At 60.0% G+C, this 18,788-nt stretch carries 18 protein-coding genes; 9 read left to right on the forward strand and 9 right to left on the reverse strand.

What is annotated here, in order from left to right; genetic code table 11:
* The first annotated feature begins 9 nt into the window (after nt 1-9).
* On the forward strand, nt 10-762 hold the full coding sequence (gene kduD / locus AC1DPR_RS08400; RefSeq protein ID WP_477816224.1) for a 2-dehydro-3-deoxy-D-gluconate 5-dehydrogenase KduD: 753 nt from the start codon (nt 10-12) through the stop codon (nt 760-762).
* 131 nt (nt 763-893) lie between these two features.
* Here the strand turns inward: kduD and AC1DPR_RS08405 are convergent, their stop codons facing one another.
* A complete protein-coding gene (locus tag AC1DPR_RS08405; protein ID WP_477816079.1) occupies nt 894-1,106 on the reverse strand; it encodes a hypothetical protein in 213 nt (70 codons plus the stop codon).
* A gap of 111 nt (nt 1,107-1,217) precedes the next feature.
* Complete coding sequence (locus tag AC1DPR_RS08410) at nt 1,218-2,297, reverse strand: glycosyltransferase (RefSeq protein WP_477816080.1); 1,080 nt, start codon at nt 2,295-2,297, stop codon at nt 1,218-1,220.
* A 278-nt stretch (nt 2,298-2,575) separates the two neighbouring features.
* Here AC1DPR_RS08410 and AC1DPR_RS08415 point away from each other — a divergent pair, with 278 nt between their 5' ends.
* Both AC1DPR_RS08415 and AC1DPR_RS08420 read left to right on the forward strand, forming a co-directional pair.
* Complete coding sequence (locus AC1DPR_RS08415; protein ID WP_018858145.1) at nt 2,576-3,355, forward strand: WecB/TagA/CpsF family glycosyltransferase; 780 nt, start codon at nt 2,576-2,578, stop codon at nt 3,353-3,355.
* Between the two features lie 14 nt (nt 3,356-3,369).
* Nucleotides 3,370-4,230, forward strand: a complete 861-nt coding sequence (locus AC1DPR_RS08420) for a DUF6492 family protein (RefSeq protein WP_477816081.1) — start codon at nt 3,370-3,372, stop codon at nt 4,228-4,230.
* Between the two features lie 6 nt (nt 4,231-4,236).
* Here the strand turns inward: AC1DPR_RS08420 and AC1DPR_RS08425 are convergent, their stop codons facing one another.
* From AC1DPR_RS08425 to AC1DPR_RS08435, 3 genes are all read right to left on the reverse strand, one after another.
* Nucleotides 4,237-5,169 (reverse strand): glycosyltransferase family 2 protein, encoded by a 933-nt coding sequence (locus AC1DPR_RS08425; RefSeq protein WP_477816225.1) that lies wholly within the window; start codon nt 5,167-5,169, stop codon nt 4,237-4,239.
* A gap of 97 nt (nt 5,170-5,266) precedes the next feature.
* Nucleotides 5,267-6,655 carry an O-antigen ligase family protein gene (locus AC1DPR_RS08430; RefSeq protein ID WP_477816082.1) on the reverse strand — a complete coding sequence of 463 codons (1,389 nt, stop codon included), beginning with the start codon at nt 6,653-6,655 and terminating at the stop codon, nt 5,267-5,269.
* Nucleotides 6,648-8,141: a GumC family protein gene (locus AC1DPR_RS08435; RefSeq protein WP_477816083.1), complete on the reverse strand. Its 1,494-nt coding sequence runs from the start codon at nt 8,139-8,141 to the stop codon at nt 6,648-6,650. The genes AC1DPR_RS08430 and AC1DPR_RS08435 overlap by 8 nt, the downstream gene beginning before the upstream one ends.
* Nucleotides 8,142-8,344: 203 nt before the next feature.
* Between AC1DPR_RS08435 and AC1DPR_RS08440 the strand changes: the two genes are divergently transcribed.
* The 4 genes from AC1DPR_RS08440 (at nt 8,345) to AC1DPR_RS08455 (ending at nt 13,387) form a co-directional block, all read left to right on the forward strand.
* Complete coding sequence (locus AC1DPR_RS08440; RefSeq protein ID WP_477816084.1) at nt 8,345-9,427, forward strand: endo-1,4-beta-xylanase; 1,083 nt, start codon at nt 8,345-8,347, stop codon at nt 9,425-9,427.
* Nucleotides 9,424-10,842 carry a lipopolysaccharide biosynthesis protein gene (locus tag AC1DPR_RS08445; RefSeq protein WP_112666053.1) on the forward strand — a complete coding sequence of 473 codons (1,419 nt, stop codon included), beginning with the start codon at nt 9,424-9,426 and terminating at the stop codon, nt 10,840-10,842. Before AC1DPR_RS08440 ends, AC1DPR_RS08445 begins: the two co-directional genes overlap by 4 nt.
* Nucleotides 10,843-10,985: 143 nt before the next feature.
* Nucleotides 10,986-12,785 carry an alpha/beta fold hydrolase gene (locus tag AC1DPR_RS08450; protein ID WP_477816085.1) on the forward strand — a complete coding sequence of 600 codons (1,800 nt, stop codon included), beginning with the start codon at nt 10,986-10,988 and terminating at the stop codon, nt 12,783-12,785.
* A gap of 242 nt (nt 12,786-13,027) precedes the next feature.
* Nucleotides 13,028-13,387 carry an SPW repeat protein gene (locus AC1DPR_RS08455; protein WP_018858137.1) on the forward strand — a complete coding sequence of 120 codons (360 nt, stop codon included), beginning with the start codon at nt 13,028-13,030 and terminating at the stop codon, nt 13,385-13,387.
* A gap of 136 nt (nt 13,388-13,523) precedes the next feature.
* On the opposite strand, the gene AC1DPR_RS08460 is transcribed toward AC1DPR_RS08455, so the two are convergent.
* Nucleotides 13,524-14,654: a calcium:cation antiporter gene (locus tag AC1DPR_RS08460; RefSeq protein WP_477816086.1), complete on the reverse strand. Its 1,131-nt coding sequence runs from the start codon at nt 14,652-14,654 to the stop codon at nt 13,524-13,526.
* A 368-nt stretch (nt 14,655-15,022) separates the two neighbouring features.
* Here AC1DPR_RS08460 and AC1DPR_RS08465 point away from each other — a divergent pair, with 368 nt between their 5' ends.
* Nucleotides 15,023-15,472, forward strand: coding sequence for an SRPBCC family protein (locus tag AC1DPR_RS08465; RefSeq protein ID WP_477816087.1), 450 nt, complete (start codon nt 15,023-15,025; stop codon nt 15,470-15,472).
* A gap of 81 nt (nt 15,473-15,553) precedes the next feature.
* The gene (locus AC1DPR_RS08470; protein WP_477816088.1) at nt 15,554-16,612 is read left to right on the forward strand and encodes an adenylate/guanylate cyclase domain-containing protein; all 1,059 of its coding nucleotides are present in this window, start codon (nt 15,554-15,556) and stop codon (nt 16,610-16,612) included.
* Nucleotides 16,613-16,630: 18 nt separating this feature from the next.
* Here AC1DPR_RS08470 and AC1DPR_RS08475 read toward each other — a convergent pair whose 3' ends face one another.
* The 3 genes from AC1DPR_RS08475 to AC1DPR_RS08485 form a co-directional block, all read right to left on the reverse strand.
* Nucleotides 16,631-17,068 carry a GFA family protein gene (locus tag AC1DPR_RS08475; protein WP_477816089.1) on the reverse strand — a complete coding sequence of 146 codons (438 nt, stop codon included), beginning with the start codon at nt 17,066-17,068 and terminating at the stop codon, nt 16,631-16,633.
* 145 nt (nt 17,069-17,213) lie between these two features.
* Nucleotides 17,214-17,792 carry a sugar transferase gene (locus tag AC1DPR_RS08480; RefSeq protein ID WP_192241018.1) on the reverse strand — a complete coding sequence of 193 codons (579 nt, stop codon included), beginning with the start codon at nt 17,790-17,792 and terminating at the stop codon, nt 17,214-17,216.
* A gap of 43 nt (nt 17,793-17,835) precedes the next feature.
* Nucleotides 17,836-18,747 carry an NAD-dependent epimerase/dehydratase family protein gene (locus AC1DPR_RS08485; protein ID WP_477816090.1) on the reverse strand — a complete coding sequence of 304 codons (912 nt, stop codon included), beginning with the start codon at nt 18,745-18,747 and terminating at the stop codon, nt 17,836-17,838.
* Between the last annotated feature and the right edge of the window lie 41 nt (nt 18,748-18,788).

Consider the following 18,788-nt stretch of genomic DNA (forward strand, 5'->3'; position numbering starts at 1 on the left):
GAGCCTGCTATGACCATGTTCGATCTTTCCGGGCAGGTGGCGGTCGTCACCGGTGCCAATACCGGCCTTGGCCAGGCAATCGCCGTGGCGCTGGCGGCTGCCGGCGCCTCGATCGTTGCCGTTGGCCGCTCGTCGATGGACGAAACCGAGGCTGCGGTTCGCAAGATCGGTGCTGGCTTTCACGCCATCAAGGCCGATCTTGGATCGATCGAACCGACAAAGGCAATCGTCGACGAAACCGTAGCGACCTTTGGCAAGATCGACATCCTGGTCAACAATGCCGGCATCATCCGCCGTGCCGATGCCATCGACTTCACGGAAGCCGATTGGGATGCGGTCATGGACATCAACCTGAAGAGCGTCTTCTTTCTGTCGCAGGCTGTTGCCCGGCATATGCTGGAAAGAGGTGGCGGCAAGATCATCAACATCGCCTCGCTATTGTCATTCCAGGGCGGCATCCGCATTCCCTCCTACACGGCCTCGAAGAGCGGGCTTGCCGGACTGACGCGTCTCTTGGCCTGCGAATGGGCGGGCAAAGGCATCAATGTCAATGCCATTGCTCCGGGCTATTTCGTGACCAACAACACGACCGCGCTTCGCGAGGATCCGGACCGGAGCGCCGGCATCCTTGCCCGCATCCCGGCCGGCCATTGGGGCGATCCCGCGCAACTCGGTGGCGCAGCGGTGTTCCTGGCATCACAGGCGTCCGACTATGTCCACGGCATCGTCTTGCCTGTCGATGGCGGATGGCTGGCGCGCTGAACCAGCTAAGCAAGTCCTTGGCCGGGTGATGCGAGGACCGTGGAACTGTAGATGAGCGGCGCAAAAGCCCAACGACTGGCCAGGACCGATGTCCGGGTCAGAAAATGAAGAACCCTCCTCATCCCCTGCAATTACGGGGAGTTGATAGATGGCAGGAAGAATTCGACTTCCCTTCGGCGACGCATTTCCAAAGCTTCGACACGATCATGCCAAAACTGCTCGGCGGCGGGCGGGTCTTCCTCCCATGCGCGGACAGTTTGCTGATTGTCGTCGATCTTGACGCGCCTCTTTCCGCCTAGCCGGAGATATTCCTCTGCAAGCTGACGGCCCTCCGTCATTTCCATCTTGAATCACGTCCTTTCGATGAGCCTCGCGACGCACCCGTCGCTAACTCGAAGAACGTTTGGCGTGGGCCATTGTTCCGCAGTCTCTGCATCGATTGCGACGGTGCGATTTCAGAAATGCATGGCCTTCCTGCCGTCAACCGCGTCGATGACGACACCCCACAAGGCATCGACTTCCGCCTTCGCGTCAATCGATGCCCGATGGCTTTGGCTTGCTTCCAGCACCGCATCGGCCATGATGTTTACGTCGGCCTGTGTGTCGACCATGCGGATCGCACCGCCCTCTATCAGCTTGCAAAACAGGCCATGGTGGGCGAGGGCATCTCGCTGTCGCGGCGCGTTGACGACGACGGGCTTTCCCGAGAAGCTTGCCGCAAGCACGCTTGCCCGGCGCGCCGTCAGCCCTTCAGTGAAAAGATAGCAGAACACGTCGACATGTCTGAAGATCCCGAAGAGCTCCTCGGCGTCGGCAACATAACCTGTTACGACGACCCGGTCTGAAATGCCGAGCTTGTCTGCGAGCGCATAAAATTCCTGCTCCACATTGTCGGTGCCGCGGATGAACGATCCGGCGAAGACCACGCCGACGTCGTGGCCAAGCGCCAGCAGTCGGGCAGCAGTCTCCAGAACTGCCGTTGACTGCTTCTTGGGATAGATCGAACCGAACTGCCCAAGGATCAGCCGCCGGGCCTTGCGCTGTGCGTCAAGTCTCCGGGCGATCGGGCCGTCGTGGAGCGTGGTAGGCAAGGCAAGATTTGGCGGGATCGGGATGACTGCTCGCCGACTGGTCGACAGGGCGGACAGACTGCTCTTGGCAAATTCGGCGGCGACTTCCGGCGCTGAAAACAAGATCTGAGTTGCGAGCATCACCACCGGAACCAGCACCAGGCGACGCTTCCAGTCGAGAGCGTGCCATTCGTGCAGTACCACGACAAGCTGTTTGCGCTGCAGCCGGGAAACGAATGCCGCGACAACCGGCTCTGCTAGCTTTTTCTTCCAGGCCACGACAGGAAAATTGAGGATGGCGGCGTCCGCATCGTCGAGCGCGGATTTAAGCCGGCCGATATCGCCGTCAAGCACGTGCCGAGTGGCGCGCCCGTCGAGTCGCAAAGCCGCCTGTCGGGCAAACTCTTCGACACCACAGGTTTGGGCGGCGTCGGAGACGAGTGCAAGATAGCGACGTTTCGGCATATCAAACCTTTTGAACAGGCGGACGGCGGGTGACCGCGCTGCGTTGATACCGTCTTTTGGTAAAAGCCGGCTTACAATTTCAGGTTCAATGTTTGACATGCCGTCGGCAAACAGGCCTGCCACCATCACGTGTATAGCGAGGGTTAACTATAGCTCGAGGTTTTACAGCGATGGGTCTTCGAAACAGCTAATTGTCGGGTCCGTTCTTGACCCATGCTCGTTTCGAAGGTGCGTGAATGACTAGGCATAGCAGTGCATCAGCGCGTCTGAGTTATTCGATGAACGAATGGCCGACGAACCGGCTCGGGAGCCTGCCGATCGTGCGGGCCGGCATGGAAGAATCCGCAGACGCCTTCATTCAGTTGGCGCTCGAGCGCAGGGGGGGCGGCGGGCGTCCCTTCTACTCCACCTCCGCAAACGGTCAGGTCATTGCGCTTTGCGAGCATGATGCCAATTTCCGCTCGTTGACGCGTCAGGCCGACCAGATCCATGCCGATGGAATGTCGGTCGTGCTCTTTTCCAAGCTGTCCTCCGCCGAGCCCTTGCCAGAACGCGTCGCCACGACCGATCTCGTTCATGCCGTGGCGGAACGCGCGGCGGAAGCCGGGGTCAGTTTTTACTTTCTTGGTGCCAGCGAAGAGGTGAATGCCCGGGCGGTCGAGAACATGTCGAAGGCCTATCCGGGACTTCGCTTTGCCGGCCGACGTAACGGTTATTTTGATCGCGCCGAGGAAGAAGCGGTTGTCGAGGCGATCAATGCGGCGGCTCCGGATATCCTCTGGATCGGCTTCGGGGTGCCGCTGGAGCAGCAGTTCGTCGTTCGCAACATCAACAGATTGCACAATGTCGGGCTGATCAAAACCTCCGGTGGCCTGTTTGATTTCCTCGCCGGAAGCAAGAGCCGCGCCCCCCGCTGGATGCAGAAGGTTGGCCTTGAGTGGTTCTACCGCATGCTCCTCGAGCCACGCCGGCTGGCAACACGCTATTTGACCACCAATCCGGTTGCCATCTACGCGATGCTCCGGCATTCGCTGCGAGCTCTTTCTGCAGGCCGGTGATCGGACCAACGATCTTGAGTTCCTCGATTTCGCTCATCACACCGAGTTATCGTGGCGACCTCGACAGTTGCCGTCTTCTCTGTGACTCGATCGACCGGTATGTGACGGGCTACGACGTGCATTACATCGTGATCGGCGACGAGGATGCGGACGCCTTCGTGGGCTTCGAAGGGGAAAAACGCCGCGTGATCGTCTCGTCCAGCCTGCTTCCATCCCTTTGGGCCCTGCCGAAATGGCGGGGGCGACGCTACTGGTGGGCACCCCATTTGCGCCTGCCAATCTACGGCTGGCACCTGCAGCAGATGCGCAAGATCGCAATGACGCTGGCGCAACGGAGCGAGCGGGTCATGTGCATCGACTCCGACAATTGCTTCTGCCGCCCACTGGATCTGAGCGCGATGGCATCGACCCCGAAGCTCGCCCACCACGTCGCGGCCGGAGATATCAATCCCACGCGACCTAGCCACGTCCGCTGGTGGCAAAATGCGCATCGGCTGCTTGGCCTGAGCGTACCGGCGCTGCCAGGCGACGATTCCATCAGCCAGATGGTTCTGTGGGAGCGGCGAACGGTGGCGACCATGGTGAAGCGTATCGAGGGCGCTAGTCGTCTTCCGTGGTGGCAGGCGCTGGCCCGCATCCGGCATTTTTCCGAATATCTCATTTACGGTGTCGCGGTCGCCAATGACCCCGAGCTTGCGCAACGACATGAACGCGTTTCGCAAAGCCCGTGCCTGACCTATTGGGAGGGGCCGGCTCTAGACCGGGAGGGATTGGCGGCATTCATCGAAGGCTTGAAACCGGGTCAGACGACGATCGCGATCCAGTCGCATACGCACACACCGATCGAAGTGATCCGCGAGGCAGCTCTTGGCTGAGAGAGCCTAGTTGCTGGCCCGATATGGGGTTGGCAGGAAGCCGAGGCTTGCCAATGTACGACCGAGCGACACGAGCAGCGGATGGCTTGCCGGCAGCAGCCGCCGGGTCCTGAGGAACAGCGCCATCGATCGAAGGCAGCCGGCGCCGAGACTGAGAGCGTTTTTTGCAATCACCCTGATGGCCGACGTGCTGTGGATCCGATCGATAACATAATTGATGCTTCCGGTGCGCAGCGAGCGCGTCATCAGGAAACGGGCCGAGACGCGTTCCTCGGGTACGAATTCGCGGATAACCGCCTCGGCACACCACCAGGTCTTGAAGCCGGCCTTGCGGCATCTCGTAAAGAACTCCATGTCGCCACCGCCCAGGAAGTTGAAGCGGACATCGAAAAGCGGCGAAGCAAGACCGGCAAATACCCGGCGGTGGATCAGGCAGTTGCCGGAACCGTGGATCTGATCAATTGCCCGGGTCGATCCTTCTATCGAGCCGAAGAGCAGATGTTGTGTGACTGCGTCGGACACTGGTACTTCGAACTGCCGGACAACGGGCCCGCCGACGATGTCGGCGCCCTCCCGCCGAGCCGTGCCAACGATTGCGGCAAGCCAACCGGACATGGCCATTTCATCGTCATCGATCATCAGCAGAAACTCGGCCTCCGGAAAGACAGCCATTGCCTCGCCGAACGCACGGTTGATGGCATGGCAATTCCCCTGCCGCTCTTCCGTGGTGACCAGGAATGGCAGGCCGGCCGTGGTGAGAAACTTGCGGGCAAAGTGGGCGCCGGCCGGGTTGGCTGCGTCGTTGTCGACAACGACGATGGCGAAGGCGAAATCGGTCACCTGCTCGGCGAGCGATGTCAGGGTGCGCGCCAGCCATTCCGGTCGACGAAACGTCGGGATGCAAACGACTGCCTTAACGGACCCCTTGCTTTCCTGCATCATCCAAACCTCGATCGCGCAGAGATTGTTCGCCTTGCGGCGTGAGCCGACTTGGCCCGGCTATTGGCGGTGAAGCTGTAATTGGCTGGCGCCCACTCTACAATCGACGGCTGAGTATGAGGTTAACGGGCCTTCTCAGAACCGTTGCGTCGATCCGAGTCGCGGGGACGGGAGCAACGCGCGATCCTGGTGCGTCAGCCTCCTTGACGACAAGCCCGGCATTGGCCTGCAATCTCAAACCGAAGACCGCAATCAGCATCGTGAACCAGATCGGTCCGCTATTGCCGAAGAACGGGCTTTCGAGGCAGGCGAGAAACAGGGAAAAGAGCCAGATCCGCAAGAACAGGCGCGTCAATGCCATGTCGTTGCTGCCGGCAAGCGCGCGGCGGGCATAGCCGACAGGAAGGACCACCAGCCAGATGAACGTCATCACGAGCGCCGGGATGCCGCCATTGATCAACTGTTCCACGTAGCCGTTGTGTGAATTGGCGGCAGTGACGGCCCAGGTGGTCATGGCTTGGCCGCTGTTGAACAAGGCGTCCGTCTGCCAGAAGGACTGAAAGCCGTAGCCAATGATGGGCCGCTCGGCGATCGCGGAGAGTGCAAGCCGCCAGATCGAGCCACGGTCGGTAAAGGTCGGATCGATGCCCGCGGAAGCAAGCAGGCTGCTGAAGGAAGGCGAGACCGCCGCAGTCAGCAAGATCAGGTTCAACCCGACAAGACCGCCAAGAAGCAGCACCACGCCGAGTTTCGTCCAGCGTTCAAAAATCCAGGCAAGCAACAGGATTGCCGGAAGCATCGCGGCGGAGGTTTTCCCTCCCGCGTGAAGCACGAAGAACCCTGCTGACAATGCAATCAAGAGGCCAAGCCGGGCGTGTCCTGACCTTCTTGCATAGAGGCCGAAGAATACGGCATAGACCATCGCGGCTGCAGCAACGTTCTTATGGCCAAAATGACCGCGCCAGTCGCCGGCAAGCGACTGCTCTAGCGCGTCTGTCGCTTGATGGATGGCGAGGCGCGGCAGGAGAAGTACGCCAAAATAGGAGAGGCCGATCGTAAAGGTCAGGCCAAGGCACATGAGCCTTGCAAATTGCTCGCCGTTTCTTGGAATGAAGAGCATTGCGTTCGCGCACAGGCAAACAAGGATTGCAAAAACGAGGCGCCTGAAGGCTGCGCTGGGGTCGCCGGCAAAAAGACCCGTGAAGAGCAGCCAGACGAGCAGGCCCATCAGCAGGCCATATGGGCGCAGCAGCAAGTGGCGCGCGGGATTCTGCAGGACCGTGCCAAGGACCACGGCCGACATGGCGATGACGATCAACTGATTGAAAACGTTGGATGTGCTGCCATAAGGTGTGGAGAGGCTCGTGGCGTTTGGATCGGGAAACGGGCTCAATCCGATCCAGAAGTAGCCGAAGACAGCCAGGAAGAGAAGGCCTGCAAAGGTACTGCCTTTGCCCGCAACTACACTCTTGCCGCTGTCAGCCATAGGCCTTGGCCTGGATCGCGCTCAAGCGGCGATAGTCTCGCCAAAGCCCCGACAAGACCGCGATGGCAAGGCCAAGTCCGAGGCCGACAACGCCGCCGGCGCCAGCCAGCACATAGGCCCGCGGCGGAAAGCTCCGCGCTGTCGGTACGACCGCCGGTGAAACGATCCGCACGTTGGTCGTGTCGATCTGCTGGCGTTCGGCGGCTTCTCCTGCTCGTGCCATGAAGGCTTCGTAGACAGTCGCCTTGGCACGCGCCTCACGCTCCAGTTCGCGCAGGTGAATCTGCGCGGCGGTGTCCTGGAAGACCGAGGATTTCATCTGGTTTGCCTCGGAGTTCAGGGCGTCGAGTGCCGATCTTGCCTGGTCGAGTTCGGCTTTCGCGGCTTGCACGATGCGTGCCGTCTCCGCGTCGATCTGGCCCTCCAGCGCCCTGAGCTGTGGTTCGAGCGCCAGGATCATGGGATGACGCGGCCCGAGGACGGCCGATTGAGAGGTCACGCGTTGTCGCAGCGTCGAATATTGGGTGCGCAGCATCGTCATCGTTTCCGATTGCAGCGAAGACGCGTTCAGGCGGTTCTTCGGGTTGGTGGACACGAGTTCGTTGTAACGCGACTGCGCCTGAATGACGCGCGCCTTGGCGTCGATCAGCTGCGTGTTCGTCTGGTTTGACATGAGGGTGCTGACGAGTTCTCCCGAACTCGATTGCAATCCCTGTTCGCGCTTGAACGTCTCAACCGCAGCCTCTGCCTTGGCAACCTCCACCTTCAGGTCACCGAGGCGAGCAAACAGCGAGCTCGCAGCCCGGCCGGCCCCTTCCGATTCCGCCTTGGCCAGCTCTTCCTGGAAGGCGGTGGCGATGGCATTGGTGATGGTGACTGACTTGGCCGCGTCTTGCGTCCACACCGCGATATTGACGATGAAAGAGCGTTCGTCACGACGGGCCGTAACCCGCTTTGCCAGCGTGCGCAGCGCGTCACCCGCCGGGTCCTTGGCTTCAGGCGCAACAAACTCTGGGTCATCGGTGAGCTTCAGCTCGCCAATCACGTGGCTCAGCACGTTACCCGATGTCAGGACCCGCAGCTTGCTTTCGACATCAAGCAGCTGCGTATCCCGCTGCATGCTCTCGGAGAAGATGTCGTCAGCAACAACCCGGAGATTCGACGGGTCGACGAGAAGGTCGATTCCGGCCGTAAAACGCGGCTTCACGACAAGAACGACCGCATAGCCAGCGACAGCGCCGAGGATGGCAAAGGCAAAGATCCAGACGAGACCCGCGCGCAGCCAGTTGAGGATACGGGTCAGGTCGAACTGAAAGAGTTCTTGAAAGACCGAAGGCCAGTTTTCTGAGGAAAGGGTGGAAGCAGGGGGAGGCGCAACTTTCAGCACCGGCCGCGGCGATGCGGCACCGTCATCCTTTTCCCGGCTCGTCGTCCAGCCACGCGTACTGATGACCGGAGTCTGATGTCGGGAGGCGGCTTCATACATGGCAGCGGGTTCTGATTTACGTGGGCGCGGGAGCGCAAACCTATGGTTAAGAGACCTGATTTTCCTTAAGTATCCATTAATGGCGATTTCAATTTTCGCGTGCGCGTGAAGCAGCTCTCCAATAAAAAAGAGAAGTTAAAGGACTTGCACGCTTGCGCGGTCGAATTCTGGTTCATTTACACGCAATCCAAGGATATCCATTTATGCGCAGGCGGGACTTCGTTCTCGGCGCAATGTGTGCCGGACTGGCATCCACAGGCGCGCTCGACCCTTTTGTCCGGGGTGATCTGACTGCCAAGGCAGTGCCTGCCAGAGGCCCCATTCCCTACGGTGCGGCCGTGCGCACCGATCTTCTCGACACCGAATTCGACTACAAGCAGGCCATCGTCGATCACTGCCAGCTTGTCGTCGGTGAGGGCGGATTGAAGTGGTTCGACCTGCGTCCGAGCCAGGATCAGTTCGTCTTCGACCAGCCTGACCGCCTGATCGATTTTGCCGATCAAAACGGCATGCAGATGCGCGGCCACACACTTGCCTGGTATGGCGCGATGCCCGATTGGACAAACAGTATCGGGAGCGCGTCGGAAGCCGAACGCGAACTCGTCCATCACGTCACCACCGTCGTCGGACGCTATCGGGGGCGGGTTCCGAGCTGGGATGTCGTCAACGAGGCAATCGCCGAACAGCCGGAGAGTTGTGCGACGATCCGTGGCTCGATATGGCAGGAGCGGCTCGGCAAGCGCTACATCGAGCTTGCGCTGCGCACGGCTGCCGCCGCCGATCCTTCGGCTCAGCTCGTCATCAACGATTACAACATTGAAAATCCGACACAGCAGTGCCGCGACCGGCGCCAGGCCTTGCTCGACCTGCTACGTGATCTGAAGGACCGTGATGTGCCGCTCCACGCCGTAGGTATCCAGGGGCACCTCCCTGGCGACATGGACATCGACAAGGAGGGCCTATCGAGATTTGTCGAAACGGTGAAGGGAATGCAGCTTGACGTTCTCGTGACCGAACTCGATGTGATCGACAACAAGCTGCCCGCCCGTGAATATGACCGGGACCAGGTCGTCGCAGCACGCGCACGCGACTTCCTCGGTGCTATCTCCGCGGCGGCGCGCCCGAGCGCCATTCTGACCTGGGGCATCACCGATCGCTATACATGGGTGCCGATGTGGTTCAAGCGCGACGACGGCAAGCCCAACCGTCCGTTGCCCCTCGATGCCGGGTGCCGGCCGAAGGCGCTGATGAAGGTCATCGACGAATTCACGCGTGCGGCCGAATGATGTTTCGTCAGATCTCGGCATACATGATTGCGAACGCCGTTTCAGCCCTTTTCGGGTTCGTTTCGGTCGTGCTTTTCACGCGCATGCTTAGCCCGCACGAATACGGCATCTATGTCGTGGGCACGGGTGTTGCTGGTGTCATATCGACCCTGCTTTTCGGCTGGATCAAATTCTCCGTGCTGCGCTTCGATTCCGAAGGTGGATCGAAGGACGTGCGCACCACTGCCCTTTTCGCTTATGCGGGACTGATGCTTCTCAGTCCTCTCGTCATCCTCGCGACGTGGCTCTTTGCGGAGGATTCGTCGACCTATGTCGTGCCGGCCGTGTTCGTCGCCTTCATGGTCGGGTTGTTCGAGTTCGTGCAGGAAGTGTTCCGGTCTCGCCAGCAGACGGGGGCCTACATGTGGTCGGTCATCCTGCGGGCGGTGCTGACGGTCGTCTTCTCTGCCGTCCTCGTAATGGTATTCGGCATGGGCGGGCAGGGTCTCCTTGTGAGCGTCGCCTGCTCCTATCTCGTGACTTTGTTGGTCTACGCGCCGGGCGTCTGGCGCCGACCGCGCCACCCGTTCGATACCGGGCTGATGAAGGAAATGATGCGCTTCGGCCTGCCGATGACCGCCTCGTCTTTCATCTTCGTGTTGCACACGGTTCTCGACCGAATGATCATCATAACCTATATCGGTGAGACGGCCGCGGGCGTCTACGGTGCCGCTGCCGATCTCGTCCGACAGATCATCCTGTTTCCGGGCGTTGCAATCGGATCCGCAACAATTCCGGTGGCGATCCGTTTGCTGGCGCAGGACGGCCATACGGCTGCCAACCGGCATCTGATGGAAACCGCCGAGGTGCTCCTGACAGTGCTGATGCCGATGGTCGTCGGACTGGCGCTGGTCGCGCCCGGTTTCGCAAGCCTGATCCTCGGCCCCGAGTTTCGCGATGCGGCTGCCATCCTCATCCCGATCCTCGTCTTTGCCTGGCTGTTTCGCTCCATCTCCTATCAGTTCGTGCATGTCAGTTTCCAGCTGGCGAAGAAGCCGAGCCTGATGGGGGCGCAGGGCATGATCATTCTGGCGATCAACATCATTGGCATGGTTGTCCTCGTACCGCGCTTCCAGCTTGTCGGTGCGGCTTGGGCGCTGCTGATCGCCGAGATCGGCGGCGTGATTGCCGGTTACTTCCTGTCCTATCGCGCCCATCGCCTGCCGCTCGAACTCCGTCCGATCGTCAAGGTCAGTCTCGCTACCGCAACGATGGCGGTGCCGACCTTCATCGTGGGCAGGCTTCAGACCGGCAACGCTGTCTTCGACCTGACTGTGCCGATCGTCACCGGTGTCGTCGTCTATGCGGCAGCCGCGTTTGCGCTCAACCTGGCCGGCGTCCGCATGGCATTGACAAGGCGACCGCGGCCAGCCTGACGGGATCCCTTTCTTTTGATCTGGCGCCGAATAGAAGGCAAGACAATGCCATTCCGACTTCCGCTAATTCTTAACGTCTCAAGTATATCGGTGAGGAATACGCACGGCGCTCTCTCAATCGGAACGCCTTGCGCGGGAGGACAATGGTGACGCAGACGGATGTGAACTCGCAAGAAGAGACGGGGCGTTCCGCCTCTCAGCCGACGGTCTTCGGGTCGCATACCGGTTTGTTCACGGCAGCTGACGACGATGCGCCAAAGAGCGATCTCGCAGTGCTTTTCCTCAGCCCTTGGGGGCTCGAGGAGATGTGTACACGCAGGTTCTATCGCATCCTGGCGGAGCACTTCGCAGAGATTGGTGTCGCGAGCCTCCGCTTCGACTATCCCGGAACGGTGAATTCGCTGGACGACAGGTCGGCCGAACGCGGCCTGTCGGGGTGGTCCGAAGTGATCGGCAAGGCGGCTGAAGAACTCAAGATGCTGTCCGGCACCCGCAAGCTGGTCTTCATTGGTCAAGGTATCGGCGCGAGTCTCGCGCTCATGCAGGCGCGTTCCGCGTCATCACTTGCAGCGATTGCCCTTCTGGCGCCGGTCCTCAAAGGAAGGGCCTATCTACGCGAGCTCTCGTTGTTTTCGCGTCTCATTGATGATGGCCTTGGTATAAAGCCTGAACTGCGTGACGGCGCGCCTGGATCGATCGCCGGATTGCGCATGCCCAGTGCTGTCGCAGATGACATCAAGGCAGTCGACCTCAACAGCATCGAAATCACGGCCCTACCACATGTCTTCCTCGCCGAACGCCCGGGCTTTGAAGCCGATACGACGTTTCGTGATCGGCTGACGTCGGCTGGCTGCCAGCTGCGGGCGATACCATTTTCCGGATATGATACGCTGGTTTCCAACCCGCTGGACCAGGAACTCCCCGAAGCGCTTGTCGATGAGTTGATCGGGTGGCTGAAATCGCTGCCGCAATATCAGGATCACCGCCCGCTTCCTGCGAAAAAGCCTTCACCGACCGCATCGGTCCGTTCGGAGAAAATTCGCGAAACGTCCGTCCGCTTCGGTCAGGATGAACGGCTCTACGGTGTCTTGTGCGAACCCGCTGAAGGTTCGATCGGCGTGACCGCCGTTATTCTGACGACGGCCTACGATCATGCAGCCGGGTGGGCGCGCTCCTCGGTCGCGCTTGCGCGCGAGCTGGCAAAAGTCGGCGTGTCGTCCTTGCGCTTTGACAGCGCCGGTGTCGGGGACAGCCCGCCGGTCGCAGCCCGTCGCAAACAGGTCCTCTATGACGAGGCCCAGATTGCCGATGTCGGAATGGCCCGGGATTATGTCGACAGTCTTGGTCTGGGCGAGCGGACGTTACTGATTGGACGCTGCAGCGGCGCCTACGTCGCCTTTCGAAGTGTGCTGGCCGATCGACGCTGGGACTCCTGCGTGATTGTCAATCCGGTTGCTTTCCGCTGGCGCTTCAAGGGCCTGCCAAAGACATTGAAGGCCTATTTGAGGAATGCCCTCGATCTCGAAACGGTTCGCCGCCTCTGGACCGGTGACGTGGATCTCGGCGCGGTGACAAAGAATATCTCCATGCGTCTCGTGGACCGGATGGCGAACAGGCTGTCTTTCGTCTTCGCGCCCGCCAAGCCGATCACGCAGCTTACAAAGCAGGTGCATCGCGATTTTCAGGCCCTGGCCAGCCGCGGCACTCCGCTTTCGATCATCTATACGGAAGGTGACGAGGGGCAGGAGATGTTTCGGATCAATTTTGGCGATGCGGGCGAGAAGCTCTCTGCCTATCCGAACGTTCAATTGCATCTGTTCCCCGACGCCGACCACAATCTGACGCCGCTGCCGGCACGTGAGAAGATGATTGCGCTGGCAAAGCAACAAGCTCTTTCACTTGGCAACCGTAGCGAACGGCACATTGCAAGCGCGGTTGCGTAGTGCAGTCAGTTCGCCTCCCTCGTCCGGCACCGGATTGGCGGAGTTGGTGCCGTCTGACCGACTGTTTTGGGCTCGTGGATGACAAGCTGAATACTGCCAGAGCGCCGTGCATGATGATTGCAAGCGCGGGGTTTCAACTATTGTTTGGCTGTATCTTGATTTGGCTCCTGCTGCTCATAAATTCATATACTTAAGCGTGAAGTTCACGCGACGCCTGATAAGCTTCATATTGGGAGGTCATCATGGCAATCTCTCTGATGGATGGAAGGAAAAGGCAGGATTGGGCTAACCTGGTTCTGGCGGTTTGCTTGTTTGTTTCGCCGTGGGTCATGGGATTCGCGGCCGAAGCAATGCCGAGCTGGAATGCCTGGATCGTTGCCGTCATGCTCGCCGCTATGGCAACGGCAGCGCTGTCGGTATTTTCCGAATGGGAGGAATGGGCAAATCTCGTACTCGGCCTCTGGCTGATTGCGTCGCCCTGGCTGCTCGGTTTCACGGCCAATGCGAACGCGATGTGGACGGTTGTCGTGCTTGGCTTGCTCGTTGCGGCCGTATCGCTGTGGGCCGTCTGGGATGTTCATCATCCGCACGCCCACGCATAGGCCGCGGCCTGGTCCGGTCGCTGCGGTGGGCTAGGTGAGCCGTGTCCACCGCTCAAATGATGGTGTGATCTTAATTCGCGATCAGCATTGATCGCGAAAACATGGCGATGGCGATCGTGTCGCCGGGAACCGGCCCTCAAACTTCGAATATCAGCAGGAAATAGGCAACGAAGAGAACGAGGTGCACGGCGCCCTGCATGAGGTGCGTGTAGCCGCTCGCAAACGTAATGGTGCTGAGAGCCAGAGTGAGAACGAGCATCACGGTCTCGGTGCGCTCCAGACCAAGCACGACAGGATGGCCAATGAGGTGGCTGACAATCAGCATCGCAGGGACGGTCAAGCCGATTGTGGACAGAACGGATCCCAGGAAAATGTTGACAGACCGTTGCAGATGATTGGCGACGGAGGCCCGCACGGCGCCAATCGCCTCAGGTGTCGCGACGAGGATGGCCATGACAACGCCGCCGAGTGCCGCCGGAGCACGAATTGTCTCGATAACGAAATCGATTGGCGCTGCCAATTGTTCGACGAGAAAAACAACGAGGGCCATGTAGGCAACCAGCAGGATGACGGGAAGCCATAAAGGTCCTTCCCTGGTCCTGACATGCTCGACTGAAACCTCACCGGTATCTTCGATGAAGAAGCCTCGGTGCCGTCCGGTTTGCAGGATCAAAAATACGCTGTAGAGCCCGACGGAGATGAAGACGAGAACCGCTTGTTGCACAGTCGAATAGGGCAGACCGTTTGTTGGGTGCGTGAAGTTCGGCATGATCATGCTAAGCGTTGCCAGGGGCACGATAACGCCGAGATAGGCATTGGCTCCCTGGAGGTTATGGTGCTGTTCATGCCGCCGCCAGCCTCCGATCAGAAGGCACAGTCCGACCATTCCGTTGAGGATGATCATCACCACGGCAAAGAGCGTGTCGCGCACCAGCGTCGGATTGTTTTCGCCGTGACGCATGACGGCAGTAATCGCCATTACCTCGATCGACGTGATGGCTAGCGTCAGAATAAGCGTCCCATACGGCTCGCCCAGTCGCTCCGCGAGATGATCGGCATGACGCACGACCGCAAGTGCAGAACCGAGCACGACTGAAAACAACCACACAAAGATGACTGCCAGCCATATCGGATTGACGAGCAACCCGAAGAGAGACTCACCAAAGAACAGGAATATGACGCTCGTCGCGATGCTGACGGCGAGAAGCCATTCCCGGCGCATCGGCACCGACCAATGACGTTGCTGCACGGCCACTTCCGGGTTCATTCCTGTGGGCCCCTCGAAGTCGTTTCGATGAATACGCCACAACCCGGACCGTCCGTCCACTCCCATCGCACAAGTGGTGTCTGGCTGATCGTGCGACCACTCTGCCGCTAGAATAAATCCTTGCCGACACCGCTGGCCAATCTCAGCCCAGAATGTCGCGTCTCCAACGTTTCTCGATTTTGGCAGGCGATTGTCATGCAGATAACGCTATGCAACTCCAGACCGAGTTTGATGCCGCGCGGCCCGAACATGGCGCGCTGGTCTACTTGCTGGGGAAACTCTCCTGCCTATCTCCCCTCACGAGGGATCATGACAGGCGCCTTGTAGGCGGTCGGCCGCCTGGATTGTGCCAATCAAAGGAGGAGTTGATGCCGGAGCCTTTTGTCGTTCATCGCGAGACCCACGTCGCGGCGCCACCTTCGGCGGTTTTTGCCTTGCTCACCGATCCCGAAAAGATCCTTCGCTGGATGGGGACTGAAGCACAGGTCGAACCTCAGCCCGGCGGGCTCTATCTGGTCAACGTTACCGGCGCTCGCTTCGCGCGTGGCTCGTTCCGAGAGGTCGTGCCTGTCCATCGGCTCGCCTACAGCTTTGGCTGGGATGGCAGCGAGATAGTCCCGCCAGGGTCGAGCCTGGTGGAGATAGACCTGATCGAGAAACCCGACGGAACCCTGTTGAAGCTGACACATACCGGATTGCCGAATGCCGAGCAGTGCGTCGGACATGCCGAAGGCTGGGAGCATTATCTCGGCCGAATGGCGCAGTGCGCGGCCGGACGCGATCCGGGTCCGGATCCGTGGGCCGGTCGAACTGGATGACAGTCCGCCGCCTCGGTTGGAACTGCCTGAGCGGCTTGGACCGCGGGTGACAGCTCTCAGCCGGCATGGCATGATTAAAGCATGGATCTGCCCAACTCGCTTGCATGGTTGATCGATGAAGCCGGCACATCGCCGGATCCCGACTGGTTCCTGGCCGAATTGGGCCGGCGGCTGCTGATAGATGGGCTGCCGCTGGCAGGCGGTGCCCTGACGCTTGCGGCACCGCACCCAATCATCGCCCGCCGCACCTGGTTATGGCGAGCCGGGACCGGAGCCGTAATCGAGGCTTTGAGCTTCACTGATATTTCACGCAATCAAGCTGGGCGTGAATGGTTGTCTGGTCTTGGGCCGGTGGCGGAGGACGTCGTGGGCGTTGTGCCAGACAGCCCGGTTCTGGGATGGGCCGGGACGCGTCCGTTCACGCCGGCTGAGGCCGGCGACCTGCATGAGGTGGCACGTTTTGCAGCACCATCCTTGGCCGCGTTAGCAGCTAGGGTTGGATTGACCGCGCTGCTCGAAGCCTATCTTGGCAAACGAAGTGCTGCCCGCGTTCAGGCTGGCGCTCTGTCTCGCGGTACCGGTGAGACGATACCGGCCGCTCTGCTCTGCGCGGATCTGCGAGATTTCACTGCGCTCTCCGAAGCAACAGAGCCAGCGGTGATGATCGCCACGCTCGATGCCTGGTTTGATCGTATTGCCGGTGCAGTTCATGCCTTTGGGGGCGAGGTGCTGAAGTTCATGGGCGATGGGGTATTGGCAATCTTCCCAGTCACCACTACGCCTGCCAGTGCCTGCGAGGCGGCACTTCGCGCCGTTGCTTCGGCCCGCGCTGGCATGGCCCATCTCGATACGGTGCGCCAGGGCCAGGGTTTGCCAACACTTCCCTTCGGTGTGGCACTGCATTTCGGGGAAATCCTCTGGGGTAATATAGGTGCTGCCGACCGGCTGGATTTCACCGCAATCGGCCCCGCAGTGAATTTGGTCAGCCGGCTTGAAGGCCTCTGCAAGCCCTTGGGGCGTACCGTACTGCTTTCCGGCGAGGTCGCGGCAGAGACGACCACCACCCTGGTTTCCATGGGTTATCATTCGCTGCGTGGCATTGCCGAGCCCTGTGCCGTCTTCACGCTTGCCGGCGACTGAGGTCACGGAGAGCGATCACTAGAACCAGACATCGGCGACTGTGCGCCCGTCCGACGGCAGATCCTCGAAACTGTGGAGGCCATCAAACCGTAGCAGGGGTATGTCGGCCACGTCAGCGGGCTCAGCGAGACGAAGGTTGACGGCGATTCTCGTCTGCCCGTTGTCGCCTGGCCTCAATCCACGCCAACTGACGAGATTGCCGCAGCGGCGACAGAAGTTGAAGGAAAGGCTTTGTGAGCCGCGGATATAAGCGGTGAGCGCGTCGGTCGTGTCTTCGACACGAATTCCTTGGCCATCATATTCATAGGCCCAGAGGACGCCGTAGCGCCGGCAAACCGTGCAGTTGCAGATGGTCGCATCGGGAATCGTGCCGCGAAACTCCCAGTGAACCGCTCCGCAATGACAGGAGCCGCGGGTTATTTCGACGTCGGTCTGCTGCGCTTCCCCCGTGGTCATGAAAACTCTCCCCGACGATTGCCTCATATCTTCTAACGCAGATGTGGCGGGTCCGACAGGTGCGACGTCGCCATTGGGCGGCAGCGATCGCTGCCGGGCGCGTCGAGGCTGTCAAATGGAGCCGTGGATTCAGGATCGTCCCGGCCTATTTTGCGGCCGCGTCCCCTGTTCCTCGTCCTGCCAACGTGCTGAGCACGAGCACGATATCCTGCCAAAAACCAGCTTTTTGAATGTAGCGGGCATCGGCGTCCGCGAGAGCCTCAGGCGTCGACATGTCAATTCCTTGAAGCTGGGCCAGTCCGGTTATGCCAGGCCTCACGGAAAACACCTTGAGTTTACGTCGTGCGGCGATGACGTCATGCTGCGATGGGAGGCATGGGCGAGGACCGACGAAGCTCATTTCACCGCGCAGGACGTTGATCAGTTGAGGCAGTTCGTCGAGCTTGTAAGCCCGCAGCTTTCTGCCGAGCGGTGTGATCCAGGAGGAAGCCGCATCATGAGAGCCGACGTTCGGAGAACCTGCTGCCATCGTCCGGAACTTGATGCACACAAATGGTACCTCACTCCGGCCAACGCGCTCCTGAAGAAACAACGCGCCGCCAGGCGACGATCTGCGGACCAGGACCACAAGGAGGAGCAGAACCGGAGAGAGAACGATAAGTCCGAGGCACGCAGCGCAGATATCAAACAGTCGCTTCAAAGACCTGTTAAAGCTGTTGACCATCGGGATATTCGTGTTCCTGTCTCAAAAATTCACGTCAAACGTTTCAGCACGAGCGCTTCAGTGCGGTTCGCATATCAAAAGGCGGCGTCCAGTCCAATAGCGCGCGCGTATGCGAAATGTCCACTTCCAACCAGTCGGTGAGACGGTTCACCAGCTCTGCCTTGCCGGTTGCCCGGCCGAGAAAGTTGAGAACGCCGGGAGGGCACGGAAGCAATCGCGCCGAACACCCCATCGCGGTCGCCAGCCGCCTTAACAATTCTGGTGTCGAGACTGCTTCGCCGTCGCCCGCCAGGAGTATTTGGCCAGCGGCAGCGGGATGAGATGCGGCGGTCACGATCAGATCGGTGAGATTTTCGACGTATATCATGGATCTTCGATTGTCGATCGAAGCCAGGGGCAAAGGAATGCCGCTCCGAACGAGCCGTTTGAGCGCTCGGAAGCTTCCTTCAGCGCCACGTCCATAGACCAGCGGCGGGCGGATAATGACGATCTCCATCCCGGTTGTCTTCGAAAGCGCGATCAGGGCTTGTTCCGCTTCGAGCTTTGAGACGGCATATTCTGTCGTCGGAGCAGCTGGATCATTCGACGTGAATGCACGCCCGGCGAACGATCGTTCCCCGTTCACCTTGATCGTGCTGATGAACACGAACCGTTTGACCCCTGCGGCGACAGCCTGTTTAGCAAGGTTGATGGTTCCCTCGGCGTTCACTCTACGGAAGGCACCTGGCCCCGAGTCCGATCCATCGATGACATTCTGGTTTGCCGCCGCCAGATGGATGACGACATCGACGCCGCTCAGGGAGGCTTTCCAGTCCGTCGCAGCATCGATCTTCCCGACGGCAACAGACCCTGCTCGGGGAGAGCGGCTGGCCGTCCTGTAGGCGAGATTGCGGAGACGGAGTTCCTGCTGAAGATCCTGACCGACAAAACCTGTCGCGCCGGTAACGAGTAGCATTCTCAGCTCCGAACCGATTCCAGAACGGCAAGCGCTATCCC

The organism is Rhizobium sp. 01T417 (assembly GCF_056398905.1).

What these genes read in the sequence shown, in the direction of transcription:
- AC1DPR_RS08405 (WP_477816079.1), bottom strand. Translation starts at nt 1,106, where the DNA reads ATGGAAATGACGGAGGGCCGTCAGCTTGCAGAGGAATATCTCCGGCTA.
- AC1DPR_RS08455 (WP_018858137.1), top strand. Translation starts at nt 13,028, where the DNA reads ATGGCAATCTCTCTGATGGATGGAAGGAAAAGGCAGGATTGGGCTAAC.
- AC1DPR_RS08445 (WP_112666053.1), top strand. Translation starts at nt 9,424, where the DNA reads ATGATGTTTCGTCAGATCTCGGCATACATGATTGCGAACGCCGTTTCA.
- AC1DPR_RS08440 (WP_477816084.1), top strand. Translation starts at nt 8,345, where the DNA reads ATGCGCAGGCGGGACTTCGTTCTCGGCGCAATGTGTGCCGGACTGGCA.
- AC1DPR_RS08410 (WP_477816080.1), bottom strand. Translation starts at nt 2,297, where the DNA reads ATGCCGAAACGTCGCTATCTTGCACTCGTCTCCGACGCCGCCCAAACC.
- AC1DPR_RS08415 (WP_018858145.1), top strand. Translation starts at nt 2,576, where the DNA reads ATGAACGAATGGCCGACGAACCGGCTCGGGAGCCTGCCGATCGTGCGG.
- AC1DPR_RS08450 (WP_477816085.1), top strand. Translation starts at nt 10,986, where the DNA reads ATGGTGACGCAGACGGATGTGAACTCGCAAGAAGAGACGGGGCGTTCC.
- AC1DPR_RS08475 (WP_477816089.1), bottom strand. Translation starts at nt 17,068, where the DNA reads ATGACCACGGGGGAAGCGCAGCAGACCGACGTCGAAATAACCCGCGGC.
- AC1DPR_RS08470 (WP_477816088.1), top strand. Translation starts at nt 15,554, where the DNA reads ATGGATCTGCCCAACTCGCTTGCATGGTTGATCGATGAAGCCGGCACA.
- AC1DPR_RS08465 (WP_477816087.1), top strand. Translation starts at nt 15,023, where the DNA reads ATGCCGGAGCCTTTTGTCGTTCATCGCGAGACCCACGTCGCGGCGCCA.
- kduD (WP_477816224.1), top strand. Translation starts at nt 10, where the DNA reads ATGACCATGTTCGATCTTTCCGGGCAGGTGGCGGTCGTCACCGGTGCC.
- AC1DPR_RS08435 (WP_477816083.1), bottom strand. Translation starts at nt 8,141, where the DNA reads ATGTATGAAGCCGCCTCCCGACATCAGACTCCGGTCATCAGTACGCGT.
- AC1DPR_RS08425 (WP_477816225.1), bottom strand. Translation starts at nt 5,169, where the DNA reads ATGCAGGAAAGCAAGGGGTCCGTTAAGGCAGTCGTTTGCATCCCGACG.
- AC1DPR_RS08460 (WP_477816086.1), bottom strand. Translation starts at nt 14,654, where the DNA reads ATGAACCCGGAAGTGGCCGTGCAGCAACGTCATTGGTCGGTGCCGATG.
- AC1DPR_RS08485 (WP_477816090.1), bottom strand. Translation starts at nt 18,747, where the DNA reads ATGCTACTCGTTACCGGCGCGACAGGTTTTGTCGGTCAGGATCTTCAG.
- AC1DPR_RS08480 (WP_192241018.1), bottom strand. Translation starts at nt 17,792, where the DNA reads ATGGTCAACAGCTTTAACAGGTCTTTGAAGCGACTGTTTGATATCTGC.
- AC1DPR_RS08430 (WP_477816082.1), bottom strand. Translation starts at nt 6,655, where the DNA reads ATGGCTGACAGCGGCAAGAGTGTAGTTGCGGGCAAAGGCAGTACCTTT.